This is a genomic window from Aquabacterium sp. (assembly GCF_014378415.1).
Lineage (GTDB): Bacteria > Pseudomonadota > Gammaproteobacteria > Burkholderiales > Burkholderiaceae_C > Aquabacterium.
Genome location: NZ_JACMNS010000092.1, coordinates 1 through 3961, shown reverse-complemented (window position 1 = coordinate 3961; position 3961 = coordinate 1). Strand labels below are relative to the sequence as shown.

5 protein-coding genes are annotated in these 3961 nt (G+C 63.8%); all 5 read left to right on the top strand.

Annotation, left to right across the window (positions count from 1 at the left end; genetic code table 11):
* The coding region (locus tag H7225_RS08320) for a DUF3833 family protein (protein WP_290660714.1) at nt 1–205 on the top strand (205 nt) is incomplete at its 5' end.
* 15 nt (nt 206–220) lie between these two features.
* Complete coding sequence (locus tag H7225_RS08315; RefSeq protein ID WP_290660712.1) at nt 221–1000, top strand: SDR family NAD(P)-dependent oxidoreductase; 780 nt, start codon at nt 221–223, stop codon at nt 998–1000.
* Between the two features lies 1 nt (nt 1001).
* Nucleotides 1002–1463, top strand: a complete 462-nt coding sequence (locus H7225_RS08310) for a nuclear transport factor 2 family protein (protein WP_290660710.1) — start codon at nt 1002–1004, stop codon at nt 1461–1463.
* 460 nt (nt 1464–1923) lie between these two features.
* Entirely contained in the window at nt 1924–2205 is a 282-nt protein-coding gene (locus H7225_RS08305) for a DUF3567 domain-containing protein (RefSeq protein ID WP_290660708.1), read from the top strand.
* Between the two features lie 139 nt (nt 2206–2344).
* On the top strand, nt 2345–3961 hold a 1617-nt coding region (locus H7225_RS08300; protein WP_290660706.1), incomplete at its 3' end, for a diguanylate cyclase.

The following is a 3961-nucleotide window of genomic DNA, read 5'->3' as shown; positions in this document are numbered from 1 at the left end:
GGTCGGCACCGCCGAGGGCCACGCCGCTGGCAACGCCTTGCAATGGGCGTACACCTTGCGCCTGCCCGTGGACGGCAAGACCTACGACGTCCAGTTCAACGACTGGATGTACCTGATGGACAGCCACACCATGCTCAACAAAGCCGCCATGAGCAAGTTCGGGCTGCACCTTGGGGAGGTGACCTTGTCCTTCCACAAGCCTTGATGACGAAAGATTGAGATGGCCCTCAACCCGCGCATCACCGTTTGGCAAGGCCGCACCGTCTGGCTGATCGGGGCATCGACCGGCATTGGCCGCGCCACGGCCGCCCTGCTGCACGCCAAGGGCGCACACGTGATCGTGTCGGCGCGCAATGCGCCAGCCTTGAAAGCCTTCGTGGCCGAACACCCCGGCAGCGCCTGCGAACCACTCGACGTGGCCGATGTGGCTGCCGTGCGCGAAGTGGCCGGGCGCATCCAGGCGCAATCGCCATCGGGGCGGCTGGACATGGTGGTCTACTGCGCCGGCCACTACCAGGCCATGCGGGCACAAAACTTTGACCTGAGCGAGGCCCTGCGCCACCAGCAGATCAACTACGTGGGCGCCTTGCATGTGCTGGCCGCCACGTTGCCCATGTTCACGGCCCAAGGCGCGGGCCACCTCAGCCTGGTCGGCAGCGTGGCGGGTTTTCGGGGGCTGCCCAAGGCCATGGCCTATGGGCCCACCAAGGCCGCGCTCAACAACCTGGCCGAGTGTCTGTACCTGGACCTGCACCCGCTGGGCATCGGCGTGTCGGTGATCAACCCGGGCTTTGTAAAAACACCGCTGACGGCGGGCAATGACTTCGACATGCCCGCGCTGTTGACCCCCGAGCAGGCCGCGCGTGAGATCGTGTCGGGCTGGCGCGCGGGGCGCTTCGAGATTCACTTTCCATGGCGCTTCACCCTGTGGCTCAAGCTGCTTCGGCACCTGCCCCATGGCTGGTATTTCCCGGCCATCAGCCGCATCACAGGGGGCTGACATGCCGGTGCTTCAATATCCCGCCAAGCCCGCGCCTGCCGTGGTGGGCCTGCCCCGCCTGGTTGATTTTTTCGAGCACCTGGGCCCGCATGACCTGCCGCGCCTGAGCGAGGTTTACGCCCCCGATGCCCACTTCAAGGATCCGTTCAACGACGTGCGGGGCCTGTTGGCCATCGAGGCCATCTTTGCCCACATGTTCCGCGCCATGGCCTCGCCCCGGTTCGTGGTGTTGTCGCAGATGGCAGGTGGCGACCAGGCCTTCCTGGTGTGGGATTTGCGCTTTCAGTTTCAAGGCCAGCAAGCCTGGCACACCCTCCATGGCGCCACCCACGTGACCTTTGATGCGCATGGCCGGGTGCTGGACCACCGCGACTATTGGGACGCGGCCGAAGAGCTGTACGAGAAACTGCCGCTGCTGGGTGGCTTCATGCGCTGGCTGAAGCGCCGCGTGGCCAAAGGCTGAGATTTCGCATTGCCAAAAAAAACCCCGCCGAAAGGGCGGGGCGGTTCTATCTTTGAAATGAACTGGAACTGTGTGAGCTTGCCCATTGATGTTGTGGGCGTGTGATGCGTTCCTCACGTCACCGCCATGTGATCAAGCTCTTTTATCGACTCCCCTCTCCACCTCAAACGTGATGACAGCTTGTTGTGTGATCGCTAATGTAGGAGGGGCCATGGAGGGGCCATATCCCTCTGTAGGGGGTGGTGTGCTCAAGCATGGGCTGGTGTGCCTGGCATGCCCCCGTGTTTGAGGGGGTTGGCTCGGCGCTTGTCGTGCAATTAGCCACACCGGGGCCGCTGATGGGGCTTGCGGGCCCTTAAGTCGGGGGGTGTTCCTGTCGAAGGAAACGTCATCATGCGCTTGCGCGTGCCTGCTGTGTCCCCATCTGAGGAGACAAGCCCATGAATCTGGAGTGCAGTCCATGCAAATGCTTTACAACTCCGACAACTACGCGGTCGTTCAGATCGAGTTGGCTGCGGATGAATTCCCGGTCCCCCCTTCGGTCGTCAACACCCTTACCCGGGGTGGCTACGAGATCGTGGACAAGTTCGCCCGCAAGGAACTGTTCATCGAAGGCGCCCTGGCCGAGAGTTTCAAAGTGGGCGTTGATGCCCTGATTGAAACCTCGCCCAGCGTTGAAGAGTTTGACGCCTACCTCGAAGGCTTCACCGGACTGGCGCAACAGCCAGTCGTGATGCATTAGGCAGATCAGCCTGCCCGGCATTCAAGTCCGCTCCGCCGCTGCCGAAATGTAACCAGACTATCCCTGAAATCTGGTTCCTAGGGGCCGCGGAGGGCTGATGCTTCAAGACCTGTTGGTCGTCCGCCATGACGGCGTTGCAATGACTGCAGCGTGGTTCCTGGCGGTTTACGCCATGTACGTCATGACCCTGGTGATTCGCCGCGTGCGGGCTTCGGACCGCGACGTGGGGATCGGCTGGTGGGTCGGTGGTGCGCTGACCGTGGGCACCGGCATCTGGGCGCAAAGCTTCATCAGCACGCTCAGCCGCCAGTTGCCCATCCAGGTGGGCTACCTGCCCGCCATCGTGCTGGCCGCCTGGCTGCCAGCGGTGCTGATCTGCGCGGTGCTCATCTGGTCGGTCAGCCAGGTTCACCAACCCGTGTTCAAGCGGATCGCTTCGGGCGTGCTCGCGGCCTTGGGCTTTGGCTTTCTGACCTACCTGAACGTGTCGGCCATGGTCTTGCAGCCCGAGGTGGCCTGGAGCCCGGTTTGGTTGCTGGTGGCTTTCGCTGTCATCCTGGTGGGCAGTGTGCTGGCGTCGGTCATGCTGCGGCGCGAGTTGCTGCGCGAGGCGAGATTTTTAAACCAGGCGGGCGTGGCCTTGGTGCTGGGCAGCACGCTCCATGTGGCCCAGTTGCTCATGCTGGAATCGGCCGGTGTGCAGGTGGGTGCGGTGTGCTTGAGCGCGCAGCAGTTGTCCGGAACCTACCTGGATTGGCTGGTGAGCCTGATCGGCGGCATCCTCTTGATGGGCGTGCAGTTGTGCACGATCCTGGACACGCGTTTGCGCGGCCAACATGCGCAGTTGGTGAGCTCGCTTCAGCAGGCGCACACCGACCTGCAAGTGGCCGCCCACCGCGATGCCTTGACCGGCCTGCTCAACCGGCCAGGTTTCGAGCATCACCTGCGCGAGGTCATCCAGTCGCTGGACGAATCGGGTGAGGCGCCTGTGGGCCGCCTGGCCGTGATGCGCATCAACCTGGATGGCTTTCGCGCGCTGGTCAACACCTATGGGCACGCCTTGGGAGACAAGCTGCTGCGCCAGGTGGCCAAGCGCCTGCTGGTGCTGGTGCGCAACACCGATGCGCCGGCGCGCGGTGACGGCGAAGAGTTTATGTTGCTGTTGCCCAGCATGCCCGACCAGCACGCGGTGGCCCAACTGGCCCACCGCATTGGCCTGGCCGTGAGCCAGCCCTGCGTGATCAACGGCGAGGACGTGACCATCACCTGCTCTATCGGCATCGCCCTGTACCCGGACAGCGTCACGGTCGAGCAACTGATTGGCCATGCCAACGAGGCCATGCTGGCCGCGAGCAAAGCCGGTGGTGGCGTGTACTGCCTGCACGAACCCGGCATGGACATCAGCGGTGCCAAGCAAGTCGAGATGCAGCGCGACCTGCGCTACGCCATCCAGCGCGGTGAATTGGCCTTGCACTTCCAGCCCAAGCTGGACGCCGTGCGCGGTGGCCTGGTCGGCGTGGAAGCACTGCTGCGCTGGACGCATCCACAACGCGGGCCCATCAGCCCGGCCGAGTTCATTCCCGTGGCCGAGCGCTTTGGCCTGATCGGCGAGCTGGGCCAATGGGTGATCAACGAAGCCTGCCGGCACATGCGGCTGTGGCTCGATGCCGGGCTGGAGATCCCGGTGGCGGTGAACATGTCGGCGCATCAACTGCGCGAGCACGACCTGGAAACCCGCATCCGCGAAACGCTGGCG

Coding starts and splice junctions, on each gene's coding strand:
- H7225_RS08315 (WP_290660712.1), top strand. CDS start 221: ATGGCCCTCAACCCGCGCATCACCGTTTGGCAAGGCCGCACCGTCTGG.
- H7225_RS08310 (WP_290660710.1), top strand. CDS start 1,002: ATGCCGGTGCTTCAATATCCCGCCAAGCCCGCGCCTGCCGTGGTGGGC.
- H7225_RS08305 (WP_290660708.1), top strand. CDS start 1,924: ATGCAAATGCTTTACAACTCCGACAACTACGCGGTCGTTCAGATCGAG.